Source organism: Chelativorans alearensis, assembly GCF_010993735.1.
GTDB classification, from domain to species: Bacteria; Pseudomonadota; Alphaproteobacteria; order Rhizobiales; family Rhizobiaceae; genus Chelativorans; species Chelativorans alearense.
Map to the genome: position 1 here is coordinate 67,042 of NZ_WQNI01000006.1, position 17,761 is coordinate 84,802.

Consider the following 17,761-nt stretch of genomic DNA (forward strand, 5'->3'; position numbering starts at 1 on the left):
CGGACGCAGGACGCGCGAGGGGTGGTGGGGCCGACATTTTTTCTTCCTCTCCTCGAGGGGAGGGCAATCGCATGTGATCTTTAGTTCGGCTTCGCCGGGACCCCCCACCCTCAATCCCTCCCCTCAAGGGGGGAGGGAAGCCCCCCTCCCCCTTGTGGGGAGGGGTTAGGGGTGGGGGCCCCGGCGAAGCCGAACAAAGTCCATCCATATGCGATAGGGTTAGCTCGCGGCGCGCTTCTTGCCGTCGGCCAGGAGCCGGTCGATGTGCTGGCGGATGTGGGCGGCTTCGGCGGGGGTGCGGGCAAGCGCGATGGCCTTGTCGAAGGCGGTGTGGGCCTCGGCTTTGCGGCCGAGCTCCATCAGGAGGGCGCCGCGCACGCCGTGGAAATAGAAGTAGCCCGACAGGCGGTCGGCGAGCGGCTCGATCAGGAGGAGTGCCGCCTCGGGGCCTTGCGCCTTGAAGACGGCGACGGCGCGGTTGAGGCGGACGATGGGCGAGGGCTGGTAGCGCTCCAGCATCTGGTAGAGGAGGTTGATCTCCTGCCAGTCCGTGTCCTCGGGCTTTGCCGCGCGGGCGTGGAGGGCGGCAATGGCCGCCTGGAGCTGATAGGGGCCGGGCTTGCGGTGGCGCATGGCCTTGTCGACCAGAGCCAGGCCCTCGGCGATCTTCTCGCGGTTCCACAATGAGCGGTCCTGGTCCTCCAGGAGCACGATGTCGCCCTCGGCGTCGAGGCGGGCGGGGGTGCGGGCGTGCTGGAGGACCATGAGGGCGAGGAGGCCCATGATCTCGGGCTCGGCTGGGAAGAGGCGCAGGAGCAGACGGGCAAGGCGGATCGCCTCCTCGCACAGCTGCTCGCGCACATGCGTCTCGCCGCCGCTCGCCGAATAGCCCTCGTTGAAGATCAGGTAGATCATGGCGGCGACGGCGGCGAGCCGCTCGGAGCGCTCGACCGCATCGGGGGCGGCGAAGGGCACGTCGGCGCCGGTGACGCGGCGCTTGGCGCGGGTGATGCGCTGCTCCATCGCCTTTTCATTGACGAGGAAGGCGCTGGCGATCTCCGGCACGGTGAGGCCGCAGACGATGCGCAGGGCCAGCGCGATCTGCTGGGTGGCCGGCAGGTCCGGATGGCAGCAGATGAACATGAGGCGCAGGATGTCGTCCCGGTAATGCGCGTCATCGAGACGCTCGGCCATGTCTGCCTCTGCATCGTCGAGGTCGGAGATGGCCGCGTCCTCGGGCAGTTCCGTGTTGCGGCTGTCGCGGCGCACCGCATCGAGCGCGGCGTTGCGGCCGACGAAGATGAGCCAGGCGGCGGGGTCGCGCGGCGGCCCCTTGATCGGCCAGGTCTTCACGGCGCGCAGGCACGCCTCCTGAAACGCCTCTTCCGCCCGGTCGAGATCGCGGAAATAGCGCAGAAGCGCGCCCATGGCCTGCGGGCGGGCTCCTGTCAGTGCGGTCTCGATCCAGGCAAGGTCGTTCATGATGCCACTTTCACCTTTTCAGGCAGCACGCCCTCTTTGAAGATGCTCAACGGGCGGATTTCGAAGGTGCAAGCCTCGCCCTCCTTCAGGCGCTTGCCGAACTCGACCACCTCGTCGAGGCTGTCGCAATCGACGATGTAGAAGCCGAGGAGCTGTTCCTTGGTCTCGGCGAAGGGACCGTCGAGGACGAGCTGCTCGCCCCCCGACACGCGCAGGGTGGTGGCGGCGGAGGTGGGCATGAGGCGGATCGCCGGGCCCATCTTGCCGTTGGCGACAAACTCCTGCTGCACGCGCTCGCGCTTGGCCAAAACGGCCTCGTCCTCGGCCTTGGACCAGGAGCTGACGATGTCTTCGTCGTGGTAGCACAGGATGGCGTAGAGCATTCGGGTCACCTCGTTCAGTTGGAAGACGTTGGAGCATGCCTCAATCCGACAGTGGCGGTCGAGGATTTTTGTGGGACGGGACGAGGGCTGTTTCCCCTTGCGTGGGGGCGGAATCCGGGTATCTAGTCGGCGCCGACATGAAAACGCTCACCATAAGACAGCCCGACGACTGGCACCTTCACCTGCGTGACGGGGCGGTGCTTGAGGCCGTGGCACCCCATACGGCGGCGCATTTCGCGCGGGCCATCGTCATGCCGAACCTGGTGCCGCCGGTGGTGACGAGCCTTGAGGCGGCGGCGTATCGGGAGCGTATCCTGGCGGCACTGCCGGAAGGGAGCCGCTTCACGCCGCTGATGACGCTTTACCTTACCGAAGCGACGCAAGCCGCTGATGTCGAATCGGGTTTCCGCGACAGGCTGGTGGCGGCGGTGAAGCTTTATCCGGCCGGCGCGACGACGAATTCCGAGAGTGGGGTGCGCAACATCGAGGCGGTCATTCCGGTGCTCGAAAGGATGGCGGCGATCGGCATGCCGCTTTGCGTGCACGGCGAGGTGACGGATCCGGCGGTCGACATCTTTGACCGCGAGGCGGTGTTCATCGAACGGGTGCTCGTGCCGTTGCGCCGGCGGCTGCCGGAGCTTCGGATCGTCATGGAGCATGTGACGACGAAGGATGGCGTGGCGTTCGTGCGGGCGCAGGACGACAACATCGGCGCCACCATCACCACGCATCACCTCATCATCAACCGCAATGCGATCCTGGCCGGCGGCATCCGTCCGCATTACTACTGCCTGCCGGTGGCCAAGCGCGAAACGCACCGGCTGGCGCTGCGCGAAGCGGCGACATCGGGGGAAGGGCGGTTCTTCCTGGGCACGGATTCGGCGCCGCATGTGGACCCCTTGAAGGAGAGCGCCTGCGGCTGCGCCGGCGTCTTCAACGCGCCCAACACGATGGCTTGCCTGGCGCAGGTGTTCGAGGAGGAAGGCGCGCTGGAGCGGCTGGAGGCGTTTGCCTCGCTGAACGGGCCGGCGTTTTACCGCCTGCCGCCGAACGAGGGGCGTATCAGGCTCACGCGCTGCGCGGAGCCGCAGGAGTTTGTGCGCAAGGTGACGGCGGGGGCTGAGACGATCACGGTCTTCGACCCGATGTTTCCCATCCACTGGAAAGTCGAGGACGACGCTTCCTAGACCGGCGCCGTCCTGCTAGCGAGAGAGCATCACAGCGGGAGCCTGCCCATGTTCACCAACACCTTTCCCGACAAGGCGCTGATCGCCGAGGCGGTCGCCGACATGCTTCTGGAGATCGAGGCCGTCCATATCCGCGCCGACAAGCCCTTCACCTTCACCTCCGGCATCGCCAGTCCTGTTTATATCGACTGCCGCAAGCTCATCTCCTACCCGCGCATCCGCTCGGCCGTGACCGATTTCGGCGCTTCCGTCGTCCTGCGCGGGGCGGGGTTCGAGCAGTTCGACGCGGTGGCCGGCGGCGAGACGGCGGGCATTCCCTTCGCCGCCTGGCTTGCCGACCGGCTGGGGCTGCCGATGCTCTACGTGCGCAAGAAGCCGAAGGGGTTCGGCCGTAATGCGCAGATCGAGGGCAATCTTGCGGAAGGGGCGCGGGTGCTCCTGGTCGAGGACCTGACGACCGATGGCGGCAGCAAGATCAAGTTCGCCGAGGTGATCCGCAACGCCGGAGCCGAGGTGACGGACACGTTCGCCGTGTTCTACTATGGCATCTTTCCCGACACGCCGGACCGCCTGAAGGCGGCGGGCATGCGGCTCCACTATCTGACGACATGGTGGGACGTGCTCGATGCCTGCCGCAGGCAGAACCGCTTCGGCGCCGACGCGCTCGACGAGGCGGAGCGCTTTCTGAACGAGCCGCTGGTGTGGTCGGCCGCCCATGGCGGGATCGCGGAGCTGGCGAGCGCGGGAAGTTGACGTTCACGTAAAAGGTAGGCTAAGGTTTGCCTTGACGCGGGCCGTCATCCCCGCGCGTGTTATCCCGGAAAGCCGAAGGCTTGTTCGGGACCCATTCCGTGATGTTTTTGCTTGGCACGGGCCGTTCCGGATGGGTCCCGGACAGTCTCTGCTTCGCTCCGACTTCCGGGATGACGCCGCAGGGGTGGGGGACGATGCGCAGGGGTGATGACGCGCCAGGTGATACGCAGGGTGTCGGTCAAGGGAGGAACGGACATGTCGCTTGCGGGTAAGACGCTTTTCATTTCCGGCGGCAGCCGGGGGATCGGGCTGGCGATCGCGCTTAGGGCCGCGCGCGACGGGGCGAACGTCGCCATCGCCGCCAAGACCGCGGAGCCGCATCCCAAGCTGCCGGGGACGATCCATACGGCCGCTGGCGAGATCGAGGCGGCGGGCGGCAAGGCGCTGCCGATCCTGTGCGACATCCGCTCGGAAGAGCAGGTGGAGGAGGCGGTGGCGGCGACGGTGGAGGCCTTCGGCGGCATCGACATCTGCATCAACAACGCCAGCGCCATCCAGCTCACCGGCACGCTTCAAACCGAGATGAAGCGCTACGACCTGATGCACCAGGTGAACGCGCGCGGCACGTTCCTCGTCTCCAAGACCTGCATTCCGCACCTCAGACAAGCCGAGAACCCGCACATCCTCAACCTGGCGCCGCCGCTCGACATGAAGGCGAAATGGTTCAGGAACCACGTCGCCTATTCGATGGCCAAGTTCGGCATGTCCATGTGCACGCTGGGCATGAGTGCCGAGTTCGCCGCCGAGGGCATCGCCGTCAACGCGCTGTGGCCGCTGACGGCGATCGACACGGCGGCGGTGCGCAATGTGCTGGGCGGCGAAGCCATGGCCAAGGTGTGCCGCACGCCGGAGATCGTCGCCGATGCCGCGCATGCCATATTGAGCCGGCCGGCGCGCGCCTGCACGGGCAACTTCTTCATCGACGAACTGGTGCTGCGCGAGGAGGGGGTGACGGATTTCGCGAAATACGCCCCCGGCGTCACCGGCCCGCTCGCCGGCGACTTCTTCGTGCCGGACGAGGTGCTGGAAGAGACGGACACCGAGGTGCGGATGATCGGAGAATAGGGCCATCCGCCCTGCTCTAGTGGTCTGACCCAAACAGATGGGTGCCCATCTGTTTGGAAAAGTCAGCCCACAAGCTATTGATCCGGTGGGGCGATTTGTCCTGACAGATGGGTACCATCTGTCAGGATCGCACCACTAGGGCTTGAACTTCCAGTTTCTGGAACCTTTATTCGCCAGGATGCGAAGCAAGACCGTGGGGACCAGTTCATGAACATCGGAGCAGCGGCGGAACACTCGGGCCTCCCCGCAAAGACCATCCGCTATTACGAGGATATCGGTCTGTTGCGGGCGTCCAGGGCCATGAACGGCTACCGCGACTACACGAGCGACGACGTGCATAGGCTGAAGTTCCTTCAGCGGGCCCGCAGCCTCGGTTTCACGGTCGAGGAGTGCCGGCAGCTCCTCTCGCTTTATGCGGACAAGAATCGCGACAGCGCGGATGTGAAGGCGATTGCCAGCAACAAGCTCGACGAGATCGATACCAAGATCGCCCAGCTCCAGAGCCTGCGCGCGGTCCTGTCGCACCTCATTGCCAACTGCCACGGAAACGACCGCCCGGACTGCCCCATCATCGACGATCTGGCGGGAGAGGCCCATTGAGGCGGGGCGCGCCGGCCCTGTCGCGGCCGACGCGCTGGACATGGTCACTTCGGCGGGTCAGCAAACCCTCACCCTCTGATAGTCATAGTCACCCTCATAAGGATCATAGATCCTCTGGGTGGCATAGTAGCATTGACGCTCCACGACCACCGGGGCGGCGTAGGCGGGCGGTGCCGAATATACCGTTGTCCGATCGTGGTGATGGGATGCGGCACCGCCAAGGATCAGCCCTGCAGCAGCGCCGCCGATAGCTGCACCGGTGACCGGATCTATGGCCTGTGCCGTAGTGGGCATGGCCAACGAACTTGCCGCCGTCAACGCGATTGCTGCAAAGCCGGTGACGGCCGCGGTGTGAAGACTCTTGAGTTTCATCGGTCTTCTCCTTTCGGTCAGATCACTTCTCCCGGCCTTCCTCAGCCGGCATCATGCACTTTGCATTCTTGTAAACTCTGAGATGGGATTGATGGTTCCGGTGGCCGCGAGAGTGCGGCAATCCGCCCCTGAACAGGACCCGCCGCCATTGCGGATCGTAGCCAAATGAGAATCGGGGCGGCGCAATCCGCCCTTTTTCTTTGCTGGATCGCGTTGCCAAGGCGCTGCCAAATCCGCTTGGCAGCATGCATGATAAGCCTTTGAAATTAAAGCATTCTGGTGGGCCCGGAGGGACTCGAACCCCCAACCAAGCGGTTATGAGCCGCCGGCTCTAACCAATTGAGCTACAGGCCCGGTGCGGCTGAATTAATGGCTTTCGCGGCTGCGCACAAGACAGGGGCGCCGCAATCGATCCATAATCGATGCTTATCCAATGCCGGCTTCAAGACTCAGGCTTCAAAATCCGAAGGAGATTGCCGATGACCCGTTGCTTCATTCCGCTGGCGTTCGCCGCGTCCGTTCTGGCTGTGGTGCCGGCGGGCGCCCAGGAGGCAGATGCCGGGCCGAAGATCATGGTGACCGGCGAGGGCGAGGCGACCGTCAGCCCGGACATGGCGGTTATCACGTTCGCCGTCTTGCGCGAGGGGGATACGGCGCGCGCGGCGATGGACGAGAACAACGCGGCCATGGCCGCCGTCATCGCGGCGCTGAAGGAAGAGGGCGTGGAGGCGCGCGACCTCAAGACCAGCGGACTGGCGATCAGCCCGCAATATGTCTATCCGAACGATGATAACGGCGAGGAGAAGCCGCGGATCACCGGCTATCAGGTGACGAACACGCTGACCGTGCGCGTGCGCGACATGGAGAAGGTGGGAGAGGTGCTCGACCGCTCCGTCTCGCTCGGCGTCAACCAGGGCGGCGACATCGCCTTCACCAACGACGACCCGGCGGAGGCGCTGAAGGAGGCGCGCACGCAGGCCGTCGAAGACGCGTTCTCGAAGGCGCGCACGCTGGCGGAGGCGGCGGGCGTTTCCCTGGGCGACCTTCTGGAGATCTCCGAGCAGGCGGGCGCGCGCCCACCCATGCCCATGCCCAGGGCGATGCGTATGGAGGCGGCGGCCCAATCGTCCGTGCCGATCGAGGCGGGCGAGAACAGCTACAAGGTGCAGGTGAACGTCACCTTCGCGCTGGAGCAGGAGTGACCGGCCCCTGAACCCGGGCAATGAAAGACGCCGCCGGAGCGATCCGGCGGCGTCTTTCGTTTCAATCCTGCCCGAGTTACAGCGCGCGGATGACGGGGCAGTGGGGCGCGCGGGCGAAGAGGATGCTGGCGCGGCGATGGTAGCGGTGGCCGGAGACGCGGATGGCGCGTCGGCTGACCTCGGCCACGCGGACGTGGCTGAGGCCCATGCGGTAGGCCTTCCGGACGGCGCTGCGCGGCGTGCAGGTGAAGACCGGCCGTGGGCGGTGGTGCCGGTAGTAGCGGCCATGGCCGCGGTGATTGCTAAGGCGCGGGCTTTTCTGGCCGAAGCTGAAATAAAAGCCGTCGGCGTGGGCGGTCGCCGGTATCGCGGCCAGCGTGCCGAGACCCAGAAGGGCCGAAAGGGCGGCAATCCTGATCTTGCGAAACATGGGTTTCCTCCTGGTTTCGTTGCCTATCCGCCGAGGCGAATGGGGCAACGATGCCAGAAGGCGCCTGAACCGGGCGCGAACCTGCCGTTCATGATGCGTTCAGGCGGGCATGATGCGTTCAGGCGGGCCTCAGCCTTTTTCGAGCTGCGCCTTCAGGGCCGCGTGGTTGAAGCAGTCGGTGAGGCGTGTGACGAGATCGTCGTCGACTTCGAAGAAGATGCCGGCCTGCAGGCGGTAGTTCTGGTCGCGCGCCTCCGGCAGTCCTTCGGCGGTGGCGAGATAGGTGCCGCGGACGGTGAATTCGGCCGCCGCGCGTATGCCGGCGGGGGCGGTCATGACGATGATGTCTGAAAGCTCCTCGCGGAAGTGGCGGGCCCTTTCGGCCAGCGACCAGCGGACCTTTTCCTTGCCGATCTCGCGCTTGCCTTCGCGGGTGTCGTGGACGACATCCTCGGAAAGGCAGGCGAGCATGGCCTCATGGTCGCCGGCGTTGAAGGCGGCAAGATAGCGCTCGATCAGCGCCCGCGTGTCGGTCTCGCTCATGGCTCTTCCTCCAGAACATAGGGAAAATAGTCCTCCGGCGCGTCGAGCTCGTCTTCAAGGGCCTTGACGCGGCCGCGCACGGAGATGCCGGCCTCGTGCACGGTTTCGGGATTGCCGGAGACGAGGGGGTGCCACCAGGCGAGATCCTTCCCCTCGGCCACCAGGCGATAGGCGCAGGTGGCGGGAAGCCAGGTGAGCGTGCGCACATTCTCGGGCGTCAGGCGCACGCAGTCGCGCACGCGCTTCAGCCGCCCGGCATAGTCGCTGCAGCGGCAGGCCCCGGCGTCGAACAGGCGGCAGGCGACGCTGGTCCAGTGGATGTCGCCGGTGTCCTCGTCCTCGAGCTTGGCCAGGCAGCACTTGCCGCAGCCGTCGCACAGGGATTCCCACTCGGCCGGGCTCATGGCCTCGAGAGGCTTGGTTTTCCAGAAGGGGTCCATGGCGACGATGTGGCGCGTGGCGGCGAAGAGGTCAAGCAAGAGAAGGAAACGCCTACCCTAAATGAAGAGATTCGCGGGATTTTCCGTTCTTTCGGGGCGGGAAGGGGCAGCGCAGTCTGCGGGCGAGGGAACCAAAGGGTAGGTTCGCCGATTACATGCGCCGAAGGGATGCTCCTCTTCAGGAGACACTGCAGATGAAAATGACAAATCAGTTCCTCGCCGGTTCGGCGCTCTACCTCATGATGGTCGCGCCGTTCGGCGCTCAGGCGTACGGCGGTCCGATGCCGGCAAATGGCGGTGAAGCGCCGCCGGTGCTGGCGCAGTCGGAAGAGGTTCCGGTGGAGCCTGAGGCAGGCGAGGCGCCGCCCGCCGCAGGTGAATGCCCGCCGGGCACCGCGCCGGCGTCAGGCGGCGGATGCGCGGCTGTGGAAGAGGAAGCGCCGGTCGAGGAGGTTCCGACGGAGGAGGCGCCTGTCGAGGAGGTGCCTGCCGAAGAAGCGCCTGTTGAGGAAGCGCCTGTCGAGGAGGTTCCCGCTGAGGAAGCTCCTGTCGAGGAGGCGCCTGTTGAGGAAGCTCCGGTAGAGGAGGCGCCTGTCGAGGAAGCGCCTGTCGAGGAGGTCCCCACCGAGGAGGCACCGGTTGAGGAGGTGCCCGTGGAGCCGGAGACGGAGGCGCCGGCCGAGGAGGCGCCCACCGCGGAAGAGCCTGCTGCCGAAGAACCCGTGGAAGAAGAGCCGACCACCGAGGAGGCGCCTGCCGAAGAAGCGCCAGTAGAGGAGGTGCCCACCGAGGAAGCACCTGTCGAGGAAGCACCCACCGAGGAAGCGCCGGCGGAGACCGCGCCCGAAGATGAGGCGCCCGCCATGGAAGAAGCGCCGGCCGAGGAGGCGCCCGAGGCTGGGGAATGCCCGCCTAACGCCGAAATGACCGAAGGCGGCGGGTGTGTCGTCATAGACGAAGAGGTTCCGCTGGAAGAGATGCCTGCCGAGGAAGCGCCCGCCGAGGAAGCGCCTGCCGAAGAGGCTGAGGAAGCACCTGCCGAGGAAGCTCCGGAGGAGGAGGCCGCACCGGCGGAGCCGGAAGAGGCCCCTGCCGACGAGGAAGGGGAGGCCGGTGAGGAAGAGGCGTTGCCGGAGGATGCCGCCCCGGTGCTCGATAGCCAGAAGGAGGGTGCCGCGGAGGCGGTCGATGAAGGCGAGGAGCAGCCTGCCGAGGCCGAGGAGCCTGCCGAACCGGCAGAGGAGCCTGCCGAACAGGCCGAGGAGCCCGCCGAGGAGCCGGTCGAGCAGCAGGCGGAAGAGGCGCCGGTGCCTGAAAGCGACGAACAGGCGCAGGAGGACCTTGTCGACCCGCAGCAGGTGCAGGAGGAAATCCGCGCGCTCGTCGAAGAGGAAGGGCAGCCGATCGAGCTTGGCGAGACGCCCGACGACATTCGTGTACGGCGTGCCGAGCTCTATCAGCCGCGCGAGGAGGTGCGGGTGGTCGAGGAATACAACGACAACCGCACCATCGTTGAGATCAACAACAACATCTACGTGCAAAGCCCGGACTACGACCGTCTCGCGCGCCAGGACGACCAGGTCTTCTACGAGGAGCTGGGCGGCGAGCGTGTACGCGAGGTGATCGAGCGGCCCGACGGCACGCGCGTCATCACCGTGCGCAACCGCTATGGCGACGTGATCCGCCGCGTGCGGGTGCTGCCGGACGGGAGCGAGTACGTGCTCGTCTACGTGCCGGAAGAGCGCTACGACGAGGTGCTCGTCTTCGAGGATCCATCGTACGGCCTGCCGCCCTTGCAGCTCACCATCCCCGTGAGCGAGTACGTCCTTGAGGCCGACGAGGTCGAGGATCCGGACCGCTACTACACCTTCTTGCAGCAGCCGCCGGTGGAGCCGGTGCGCCGCCTCTATTCGCTCGAGGAGGTGAAATATTCGGCCCGCGTGCGCGACACGGTGCGGCGGATCGACCTCGACACCATCGAGTTCGAGTTTGGCTCGGCGCGTATCGAGGAGAGCGAGATCGCCGACCTCGAGGCGGTGGCCGAGGCGATGCTCAGGATGCTGGAGGAGAATCCGGCGGAGACCTTCCTGATCGAGGGCCATACGGATGCTGTCGGCTCGGAAACGGCCAATCTGGCGCTTTCGGACCGCCGCGCGGAGGCCGTCGCCGTGGCGCTGACGAATGTCTTCGACGTGCCGCCGGAAAACCTCGTCACACAGGGCTATGGCGAGCAGTATCTGAAGGTGGAGACGCAGGAGCCTGAACGGCTGAACCGCCGCGTCGCCATCCGCCGCATTACGCCGCTGGTGACCCCGGTGGCGCGCCAGTAGCGGCGTTCCCTGCCCCGTTCCCGAATAGTCGGGACGCGCGGGAAGGAGCCCGGCCGGCTTTCCCTCCGCCGGCCGGGCTTGTTTTGTTGGGAATCCGGCAGCTCCCTACGGCAGCGGTATCTTCGGGTCGATCCCCGCTGGCGGTCGCTGCACCCGTGGCGGCGTCATTTGCGTGGGTGCGTTGCGCACCGGGCGGCAGGTGGGCTGGATGCCGACGTTGCCTGGCGGACAGGCGCCGCGCACGGTGGGCCGGCAGCTCGGGAAGACGCCGAAGGTGCCGGGCGGGCAGCGCGAGCGGACGACCGGGCGGCAATTGGGATAGACGCCGACTGTGGCGGGCGGGCAGAGCTCGACGGTGGGCTGTTGAGCGTGGGACGGGGAGGTGGGCTCGAGGGTAGCGGCGGCCAGAAGCGCCAGGCTCGCAGCGCAGAAAACGAGATGCGTTCGCCGCCCCGCGGCCGCCGGGCTCGCGGTATTGCCGTGCATGCGAGTCCGGTTCCTGGCCACAGCATTTCTCCCGATCGATGCACTGAAGGTGTGGGCGCCGGCTTCTCCGGTCAAGGGGCGCGGGTTTTCGCGGCGGAAGGCGCTACCGCTTGAAACGCAGCGTGACGGAGAAGCTGATGGTGCTGCCGCCGATGCCCTCGGGCGGGCGTGGATAGGGGGCGGCTCTACGGGCGACCGCGAGCGCCTCCTCATCGAGGATCGCGTGGCCGGAGCCGCGCGCGAGCCGCGCACCCGCCAGCCGGCCCTGCCGGTCTATGGTGATCGACAGGGTGGCGGCTCCCGCCGCGCCCTGGCGGGCGGCCTTAGAGGGATAGCGCTTGTGGCGCTCGACATGATTCAGGAGCCGGCGCGCGTAAGCGGCCTTCTCGCCGGCCGTCGCGCCGCCCGTGCGGCCGGCGCTGACGGCGGGCGCCTGGGCGGGTGCCTTTTTCGCGACGGGTTTTGCCGGGGGCATGGCCCGGCTGCGGGGCGGTTTTTCCGGCGCGGGCTTGGTCCGTGCTTCCGCCTTCACCCGCGGCTCGGGCCTAGGCGTGGGGACGGGGATATCTTCGCGCGGCAGGGCGAGGGTGCTTGTCGCCTCCGGCGCGGTTTCGGTCGGTTCGGGTGGAGTTGCCTTCGAAGCCTCGGCTTGTCTCTCGGGCGTCTCGGTGGGGCGGGTCTCTTCCGCCGCCTGCCGCGGTTCGCCGTCGGCGGTTGAAGCGGTTTCGGTTGTTGTCGGGGCTGTCTCCTCGGCGGGAGGTTCGGCAGCGGCGGCCATCTCCGGACGCGGGGTTTCCGCCACCTCGCCTTCCACCGGCCTGGCCGGCGGCGCGGGAGGTGCTTCCAGGATGATCTCGACGCTGATGGCGTCGTCGGCCGCCTCGACGCCCTCGCGGGCGACGCGCTCGCCGAGATAGGCGAGCACGGCGGCGTGCACGGCCGCCGATAGCCCGAGCGCCACGACAAGGCCGAGGGAAAGCGCGCGGGCCCTCTTGGCCGAAAGATAGAGCGGCGGCGCGGCGGCGCGGAGAGCGGGGGCGGTGTCCGGCGCCGGCGATGCGTGGGGCTCGACGGGCGGAGAAGGCGCGGCGTCCGTCCGCAGTGCGGCGGGCAGGGGGGCTCCCACCGGCTCGGCCTCGGTGATCTCGCGCGTGTGCGCGGTGTCGGGCAAGGCGATCATGGAGCGCCTCCCTCCGTCAGCCCGGTGGGGGCCAGGATGAGGCCGCCCTCGTCGCGCGTGATATGGGCGGCGACGCCATAGATCGAGGCGAGGTTCCCGGCGGTCATGACGGCCTCGGGCGGGCCTTCGGCGGCGAGGCGGCCGTCCTTCAGCATCACCACGCGGTCGCACCAGCGGGCGGCGAGGGTGAGGTCGTGCAGGGAGACGAGGATGGCGCGGTCCTCGCCGGCAAGGCGGGCAAGCGCGCGCATCATGGTGATCTGGTGCGCGGGGTCGAGGCCGGAGGCGGGCTCGTCGGCGATGAGGACCGGCGTATCCTGGGCGACGGCGCGGGCGGCGAGCACCCGCGCCTGCTCACCGCCGGAAAGCTCCGTTGCCGGGCGGTGGGCGAGGTGGGCGACGTCCATCAATTCCAGCGCGCGGGAGACGATCTCGGTGTCGTGCGGCCTCAGCCGCGCGCCGAAGCCGCGCCACGGCAAGCGGCCGAGGCCGACCAGATCGCCGACCGTGAGGCGCCAGCCGATGATGCGGGACTGCGGCAGGTAGGCGAGGAGCCGGGCGCGGACGGTGGGCGGGAGGGCGGCAAGGTCGTCTTTGCCAAGGCGCATGGTACCGGAGGCGGCGATCTGCCCGGCGAGCGCCCGCATGAGGGTGGACTTGCCGGCGCCGTTGGGACCGAGGAGGCCGACAACCTCGCCCGGTTCGAGCGTAAGCCCGACGCCGTGCAGGACGGGGCGGCCGGAGAGCGAAACGTCGAGGTTTTCTATCGCAAGCCGCATCAGAACACCTCCCGGCGTGCGCGCACCACCAGCCACAGGAAGAAGGGGGCGCCGATGAGCGCGGTGAGCACCCCGACGTTGAGCTCGCCCGCCGGCAGGACGAGGCGCACGGCGACATCCGCCGCAAGCAGCAGGGCCGCGCCGCCGAGCCCCGCCGGCAGCAGCAGCCGGCTCGGCATGCGGGTGGTCAGCGGGCGGACGAGATGCGGCACGACGAGGCCGACGAAGCCGATGGTGCCGGCGACCGCCGTCGCTGCCCCGACGCCGAGAGCGACGCCGGCGACGATGAGGAAGCGCGTGCGCGCCAGGTGGATGCCTAGGCTGGCGGCCGCCTCCTCGCCGAGCGACAGGGCGTCGATGGCGCGGGCCGATAGCGCGATCAGGAGCCAGCCCGCCGCCATCAGCGGCAGGGCCAGCCAGACGTGCTCGATCGACCTGTCCTTGAGTGAGCCGAGCAGCCAGAAGATGATCTCGTAGCTGGCGAAGGGGTTGGGCGAGAGGTTGAGCACCAGGGCGGTGAGGGCGCCGGCAAGGCTCGAAAGCGCGACGCCGGCAAGGATGAGGGTGAGGGTGGAGCCGTTGCGGGCGGCGAGCGCCATCAAGATGAGGACGGCGGCGAGTGCGCCGGCAAGGGCGCCGGCCGGAAGCGCGTAGAGGGCGGCGCCGGCAAGGCCGGAATAGAAGACGGCGACGGCGCCGAAGGCGGCCATGGCCGAGACGCCGATGATGCCGGGTTCGGCCAGCGGGTTGCGCAGGAAGCCCTGCAAGACGGCGCCGGCCATGCCGAGCGTGAAGCCGATGCCGAGGCCCAAAAGCGCGCGCGGCAGGCGGATTTCGCGCATGATGATGCTTGCGGCCTCGCCACCGCCGGCGAAGAGCCCGCGCACGCTCTCGGAAAGGCCGAGCTCGGCCGGCCCGACGGCGAGCGAGGCGAGGAAAAGGGCGAGCGCCAGGAGGGCGAGCGCAAGGTTGAGGGCGAGGGGCTTCATGGCGCTTTCCTGCAGGGCGCGATCTCCCGGCGTAGCGCGTGGAGCGCCTTTACCGCCTCCAGCACCGCCGGCCCGCCGCAGGACCAGCTGCCGCGCGGCACGAAAGCGCCGATGCGGGTGGCCGGCAGCGCACGAAGCGCCGGATGGCGCGGCACGAAGGCGCCGAGGGACGGGGCGTCGCCGTCGCCGCCGGGCACGATGACGATATCGGGCTTCTTCTCCACCACCAGCTCGAGCGGGAAGGGGGCCATGCCCTCTACGCCCTCTTCAGTGGCCAGATTGCGGAACCCGGCGGCGGTGAGCACCGTATCGGCGAGCGTGCCCTTGCCCAGCGCCACGCCGTTCTGCTCGTAGGCGAGCGCCGTCGGGCGCGGTTCGCAACTATCGGCCTCGACTTCGGCGAGCCCGGCCTCGAAATCGGCAGCCATGGCCTCGGCCTCCCCTTCGCGGCCGAGCAGCGCGCCCATGCGGCGGATGTCGCGGGGGATGGTGTCGAGGGTCTGCACGAAGCTGAACTCCTCGACGCGGAAGCCGAGCCGCTTCAGGAGCTGCGTGGTGTTGTGGAGCGTGTAGGTGCCGGTGAGGACGAGGTCGGGCCGCGCCAGGAACACATCCTCCGCCATGCCGCGGTTGACGGGGTAGCGCTCGGCCTCGCGGTGGAGCGGCGAAAGGTCCGGATCGCGCGCCAGGAAGGAGACGGAAACGAGCTGGCCGGGAGCGGCGAGCGCCATGGCGAGCTGGTCCGTGCACACGTTGAGCGACATGACGCGGGCGGGGGGCTCGGCGTGGGCGGGGAGGGCGAGGGCAGCGCCGGCGAGGAGGAGGCTGAATAAGAGGGAGGCTCGCTTTCTGCCGTGGAATACACCCTTCCGGCCTGCCGGCCATCTTCCCCGCTTTGGGGGTGGGGTAATCGCCTGACAGGACGGCGCCCTGTCAAGCGATTGCGCTGTCTTGAGGGGGGTACCCCTTTCGCTCATGGCCCGAACCTTGCCTTGAAGCCGGCGAAGACGGAGAGGCCCGGCGTGCCGAAGCCGCGGGCGGTTTGGTAGTCTTGGTTGAGGACGTTCTCGGCGCGCAGGTAAAGCTCCGTGTCTTCAGTGGGTTTATAGGCGATCTTGGCGTTGAGGAGGAAATAGTCGTCGAGCGCGAAATCGCCCGTGTCCACCGTGTCGAGGGCGATCTTGCCGGCGGTGGAGATGGTCCATTTCTCGGCCGGCTTGTAGGCGGCGGCGAGGCCGACGGCGTGGCGCGGGATGCGCGCGAGGCGGTTGCCGTTCTGGTCCTCGGCGTGGGTGTAGGTGTAGGAGCCGCCGAGGGTGAGCTGGCTGTTGACGCGGTGGGTGAGGGAAGCCTCGAGGCCGCGCGACTTGGAGGTGCCTGGGATTTGCCCGTAGGCGCCGCTCTCACAACGGGGATCGATAGCCGGATCCGGGCAGACGAAGCCGATGAGATCATCGATCTTGAGATCGAAATAGGTCACGTCGGCAACGAGATCACCGCCGAGGAAACGTTGCTCTACGCCGACGTCAAAGCCGACGCTGGTCTCGGGCTGGAGGTCCGGATTGGACCCGAAGGGGCCGAAAAGCTCATTCAGGCTCGGTGCGCGGAAGCCGGTGCCGACGGAGCCGTGCAGGCGCGTACCAGTCTCGGCGAAGAGGTAAGAGCCGGTTGCGCGCCAGGTCGTGTGGCCGCCGAACTCGGAATGCTGTTCATGGCGGATACCGGCGGTTAATGTAAGGTCCTCGACTGGTGTGGCAATGGCCTCCGTCCAAAGGCCGGTCGTATGAAAATCCGCCTCTGAAGTAATGCCAGGGAAAGTAGCGCTCTGCTTTTCGTAATCGGCGCCGCCTTGAAGGGTCAGCCAACGGTTAACATCGAAGGCGCCCTGATAATCGAATTTGTGGCGGCGGCCATCATAAGTGCCATCGAAGCCGGTGCCCTCAATGGTGCGCTCCAGATCGAAGGCTTGGACGGAGAAGGTGTTGCGGAAGCGCCCTTCCAATAAGTTGAGATTGAAGCCGGCGCGACCGGCGAGTTGCTTGCTTAGATTGGTAGCCGTCGGGTTGTCGCGGGCAGGGAATTCATCATCGAATTCCGCTTCCGCGTCGATAAATAGCGCAGATCCGAATACCGAGAAGACGTCCGAGAATTCGTGCTCGCCCACAATGTCCAGCGTGACATTCTCATAGCCGTCGCGCTCTGTGCCTGCGTCCGCCGCCGAAATCCCGTCGGTGCGAAGGCCCGTCGCGTTGAAGGAAAGGCGCGAGCCGCCGTCCGCCGCGCGCAGGCCGTAGGAGGCGCGGGCGGTGCCGCGGGAGCCGCCTTCGCCGGCGAGGAGGTGGGTCACGCCGGGGTCGATGTCGCCCAGGGTCGACAGGCTGATGACGCCGGCGATCGCGTCTGAGCCGTAGAGTGTGCTCTGCGAGCCCTTCAAAACCTCGATGGTGTCGATGCCGCCGGACAGGAGGTACTGGTAGGAGGTCTGCACCTGGGTGTTGGTGGGGTCGGAGATGTCGATGCCGTTATAGAGCGTCTTGACGTAGCGGCGGGGGGCGCCGCGAATGGCAAGGCTCGTTTCCGTGCCGGGGCCGCCGGGGGAGGTGATGGCCACGCCCGGCACCTGGTTGAGGTAGTCGGTGACCAAGGGCTGTGCCTGCTCCTCGATCTCTTCGCGGCCGATCAGGGTGACCGACGAGCCGGTTGTCGACAGTTCTGTTGGCGTCCGGTTCGGCGTGATGACGATCTCGCCCAGTTCGAGGTCCTGGGCGGTGGCCGGCAGGCTGGCGGCGAGCGCCAGCGAGACGGCTGATACGGTTATGAGAAGGCTGGTTTTGCCTGGTGATGCGGTCATGATGCCCCTCCGCGATATCCCGATGATGCTGGAGGGAACGGAGGCTCTTGGCCGCGGTCTCCGCCAGCGATGACACGTCGTCCGCCACCACTGCGAAAACCACAGCCCCGGAAGCTGCCCGCATCCGGACGGTGACGACCCGAGGCAGGTTTCCTGGCTCGCGCTTCTCCGGCTTTCCCGCCTTCCCAGGCCGATTCGGGCCCAGTGGCATATGTGGAAGCCTCGGCGCTCACAGTTGCGGGAGCAGCTACGGTTGGGGCGGAATGGCCTTTCCGTATTCCCTTTTAACCCCGGCGGCGGGCCGCCCAGGCACCTCTGGCACGAGGGCAGGATTATCAACCGCCCCAGATGCCGTCAATCAGCCAGCAAGGCGCCCGGAGGCGTGTGGGGAGCGGCGATTTTCCGGCTGGGCGGGAATGGGCGCGTCCGCGCCGCAAAATCGGCGGCACGCTGTCGTTTTTGCGCCATTTATGTCGCATTTTCGGCATTCTGGAGCGTGCGCAGGACGCACACTATGGGAGCATTTGTGGGGGACTTTTTCGCAGCAAGTTCTTTTGACAAGCCGGTGCGGATGCGGAATGCTAGCGCCTGGTCAGGCTGGGCGATTGGGAAAAACACGCAAACGAACA

Annotated in this window: 18 protein-coding genes, 1 tRNA gene and 1 riboswitch; of the genes, 6 read left to right on the forward strand and 13 right to left on the reverse strand. The window is 67.3% G+C overall.

Annotated features, from left to right (window positions below; genetic code table 11):
* Positions 1-219: 219 nt before the first annotated feature.
* Both GPJ75_RS10735 and GPJ75_RS10740 read right to left on the reverse strand, forming a co-directional pair.
* Positions 220-1,482 carry an RNA polymerase sigma factor gene (locus GPJ75_RS10735; RefSeq protein ID WP_163267936.1) on the reverse strand — a complete coding sequence of 421 codons (1,263 nt, stop codon included), beginning with the start codon at positions 1,480-1,482 and terminating at the stop codon, positions 220-222.
* On the reverse strand, positions 1,479-1,865 hold the full coding sequence (locus GPJ75_RS10740; protein ID WP_163267938.1) for a YciI family protein: 387 nt from the start codon (positions 1,863-1,865) through the stop codon (positions 1,479-1,481). The genes GPJ75_RS10735 and GPJ75_RS10740 overlap by 4 nt, the downstream gene beginning before the upstream one ends.
* A gap of 137 nt (positions 1,866-2,002) precedes the next feature.
* Here GPJ75_RS10740 and pyrC point away from each other — a divergent pair, with 137 nt between their 5' ends.
* The 4 genes from pyrC to cueR all read left to right on the forward strand — a co-directional run bounded on the left by pyrC (position 2,003) and on the right by cueR (position 5,530).
* Entirely contained in the window at positions 2,003-3,052 is a 1,050-nt protein-coding gene (pyrC, locus tag GPJ75_RS10745) for a dihydroorotase (RefSeq protein ID WP_163267940.1), read from the forward strand.
* Positions 3,053-3,100: 48 nt separating this feature from the next.
* Complete coding sequence (locus tag GPJ75_RS10750; protein WP_163267942.1) at positions 3,101-3,805, forward strand: orotate phosphoribosyltransferase; 705 nt, start codon at positions 3,101-3,103, stop codon at positions 3,803-3,805.
* 255 nt (positions 3,806-4,060) lie between these two features.
* A complete protein-coding gene (locus tag GPJ75_RS10755) occupies positions 4,061-4,930 on the forward strand; it encodes an SDR family oxidoreductase (RefSeq protein WP_163267944.1) in 870 nt (289 codons plus the stop codon).
* Positions 4,931-5,137: 207 nt separating this feature from the next.
* Entirely contained in the window at positions 5,138-5,530 is a 393-nt protein-coding gene (gene cueR / locus GPJ75_RS10760; RefSeq protein WP_163267946.1) for a Cu(I)-responsive transcriptional regulator, read from the forward strand.
* A 57-nt stretch (positions 5,531-5,587) separates the two neighbouring features.
* Here cueR and GPJ75_RS10765 read toward each other — a convergent pair whose 3' ends face one another.
* Together GPJ75_RS10765 and GPJ75_RS10770 are read right to left on the reverse strand one after the other, a co-directional pair.
* Positions 5,588-5,902 carry a hypothetical protein gene (locus GPJ75_RS10765; RefSeq protein ID WP_163267948.1) on the reverse strand — a complete coding sequence of 105 codons (315 nt, stop codon included), beginning with the start codon at positions 5,900-5,902 and terminating at the stop codon, positions 5,588-5,590.
* A 277-nt stretch (positions 5,903-6,179) separates the two neighbouring features.
* Positions 6,180-6,256 (reverse strand) — tRNA-Ile (locus GPJ75_RS10770).
* A gap of 125 nt (positions 6,257-6,381) precedes the next feature.
* On the opposite strand from GPJ75_RS10770, the gene GPJ75_RS10775 reads away from it, so the two are divergent.
* A complete protein-coding gene (locus tag GPJ75_RS10775) occupies positions 6,382-7,104 on the forward strand; it encodes an SIMPL domain-containing protein (protein WP_163267950.1) in 723 nt (240 codons plus the stop codon).
* A 76-nt stretch (positions 7,105-7,180) separates the two neighbouring features.
* Here the strand turns inward: GPJ75_RS10775 and GPJ75_RS10780 are convergent, their stop codons facing one another.
* The 3 genes from GPJ75_RS10780 to GPJ75_RS10790 all read right to left on the reverse strand — a co-directional run bounded on the left by GPJ75_RS10780 (position 7,181) and on the right by GPJ75_RS10790 (position 8,517).
* Positions 7,181-7,534, reverse strand: coding sequence for a hypothetical protein (locus tag GPJ75_RS10780; protein ID WP_163267953.1), 354 nt, complete (start codon positions 7,532-7,534; stop codon positions 7,181-7,183).
* Between the two features lie 129 nt (positions 7,535-7,663).
* A complete protein-coding gene (locus tag GPJ75_RS10785) occupies positions 7,664-8,077 on the reverse strand; it encodes a ketosteroid isomerase-related protein (RefSeq protein ID WP_163267955.1) in 414 nt (137 codons plus the stop codon).
* Positions 8,074-8,517, reverse strand: a complete 444-nt coding sequence (locus GPJ75_RS10790) for a YcgN family cysteine cluster protein (RefSeq protein ID WP_163268273.1) — start codon at positions 8,515-8,517, stop codon at positions 8,074-8,076. The genes GPJ75_RS10785 and GPJ75_RS10790 overlap by 4 nt, the downstream gene beginning before the upstream one ends.
* 194 nt (positions 8,518-8,711) lie before the next feature.
* On the opposite strand from GPJ75_RS10790, the gene GPJ75_RS10795 reads away from it, so the two are divergent.
* The gene (locus tag GPJ75_RS10795; protein ID WP_163267957.1) at positions 8,712-10,847 is read left to right on the forward strand and encodes an OmpA family protein; all 2,136 of its coding nucleotides are present in this window, start codon (positions 8,712-8,714) and stop codon (positions 10,845-10,847) included.
* A gap of 105 nt (positions 10,848-10,952) precedes the next feature.
* Here the strand turns inward: GPJ75_RS10795 and GPJ75_RS10800 are convergent, their stop codons facing one another.
* The 6 genes from GPJ75_RS10800 to GPJ75_RS10825 form a co-directional block, all read right to left on the reverse strand.
* Positions 10,953-11,333, reverse strand: coding sequence for a hypothetical protein (locus tag GPJ75_RS10800; protein WP_163267959.1), 381 nt, complete (start codon positions 11,331-11,333; stop codon positions 10,953-10,955).
* A gap of 103 nt (positions 11,334-11,436) precedes the next feature.
* Positions 11,437-12,513 carry an energy transducer TonB gene (locus tag GPJ75_RS10805; RefSeq protein ID WP_163267961.1) on the reverse strand — a complete coding sequence of 359 codons (1,077 nt, stop codon included), beginning with the start codon at positions 12,511-12,513 and terminating at the stop codon, positions 11,437-11,439.
* Positions 12,510-13,292 carry an ABC transporter ATP-binding protein gene (locus GPJ75_RS10810; RefSeq protein WP_163267963.1) on the reverse strand — a complete coding sequence of 261 codons (783 nt, stop codon included), beginning with the start codon at positions 13,290-13,292 and terminating at the stop codon, positions 12,510-12,512. Before GPJ75_RS10810 ends, GPJ75_RS10805 begins: the two co-directional genes overlap by 4 nt.
* On the reverse strand, positions 13,292-14,281 hold the full coding sequence (locus tag GPJ75_RS10815; RefSeq protein ID WP_163267965.1) for a FecCD family ABC transporter permease: 990 nt from the start codon (positions 14,279-14,281) through the stop codon (positions 13,292-13,294). The genes GPJ75_RS10810 and GPJ75_RS10815 overlap by 1 nt, the downstream gene beginning before the upstream one ends.
* Positions 14,278-15,045, reverse strand: a complete 768-nt coding sequence (locus tag GPJ75_RS10820) for an ABC transporter substrate-binding protein (RefSeq protein WP_246249020.1) — start codon at positions 15,043-15,045, stop codon at positions 14,278-14,280. The genes GPJ75_RS10815 and GPJ75_RS10820 overlap by 4 nt, the downstream gene beginning before the upstream one ends.
* 209 nt (positions 15,046-15,254) lie before the next feature.
* On the reverse strand, positions 15,255-17,132 hold the full coding sequence (locus GPJ75_RS10825) for a TonB-dependent receptor plug domain-containing protein (RefSeq protein WP_163267969.1): 1,878 nt from the start codon (positions 17,130-17,132) through the stop codon (positions 15,255-15,257).
* A gap of 126 nt (positions 17,133-17,258) precedes the next feature.
* Positions 17,259-17,464: riboswitch (cobalamin riboswitch) on the reverse strand.
* Positions 17,465-17,761 lie beyond the last annotated feature (297 nt).